Annotated in this window: 1 protein-coding gene; it reads right to left on the bottom strand. The window is 64.0% G+C overall.

The window, feature by feature from the left end:
- A partial coding sequence (locus tag PV721_RS43590) for a TetR/AcrR family transcriptional regulator (RefSeq protein WP_319734449.1) occupies positions 1 to 639 on the bottom strand: 639 nt, incomplete at its 3' end.
- Between the last annotated feature and the right edge of the window lie 299 nt (positions 640 to 938).

Raw genomic sequence — 938 nt, 5'->3', positions numbered from 1 at the left:
CCTACCCCCTCCACCTCCCCACCGTCGTGTCCTGATGGTTTGTGTTCCGCTATCACGACTGGTGTCGTTTATGTGTTTTTTTTTTTTTAACAGAAAAAGGCCTACCGGAGTTTTTCCTTTTTCCTGGGGTTCGGGAAGTGTTTTAGGCGCCATCTGGTGGGTGAGGTCGATGACGGTCTGCAGGCCCGGGTTCTCGATGGTGGGGACGTGCGCGGCGACCTGGAACTGTTCGTCCATCAGGGTGCGGGCGAGGGCTTCCTTGGACGGGAAGTGGAAGTACAGGGCGCCTTTGGTGACTCCGGCGTGCCTCACGACGTCACTGAGGCTGGTGCCTTCGAATCCGCCGCGGTCGAAGGCCGTGGCCGCGCCGTCGAGAATGGCTTGGCGGGTGATCTCGGCCCGTTCCTGTCTGGCCCTCGCCACGTACTCGTCCCCCAGGTCGCTGTTTTCGAGCGGTTTTCGCTGCGGTGTGTCGTCAATGTAATCGGGCCTCCCGAAAGAAAACCAGTCGACAGGTACTTGTTTCACGCGGTGGCGGAGCAGTTCGGGGAGTTGTGAGGTATTTGCGCCGTTGCTTCTTGGTGGACGAGAGGGATGCGGGCGCAACGGCCCTCCGCCGCCGATGTGTTGACGCGGCATGCATCGCCCCATGCGTCGCCGCCCGCCCCGCCGCCTGCGCCCCGGCAGGCCCGGCTGTCTAGCATGCGGACCATGAGAGATCTCGGCGAAGGGCTGCGCGGCTTCCGGCTCGATGTGGAACAGGGAGAGCTGGACGACCTCGGTGCGCGGTTTTGCCGGTGGCGGTGGCAGGAAAGGGCCCCCCGGGCGGGGGGGGGGTGGAGCTTGCGGTCGACGGTGATGGGGTGGTGGATCGTCGTGACCAGTGGTGCGCCGAGTTCGCCGAGGAGGCCGTACCCGAGGGTCTGGTTGTCGTGGAT

Source organism: Streptomyces sp. MB09-01 (genome assembly GCF_033794505.1).
In the GTDB taxonomy this organism is placed as follows: domain Bacteria; phylum Actinomycetota; class Actinomycetes; order Streptomycetales; family Streptomycetaceae; genus Streptomyces.
This window is presented reverse-complemented; position numbering and strand designations above follow the sequence as displayed.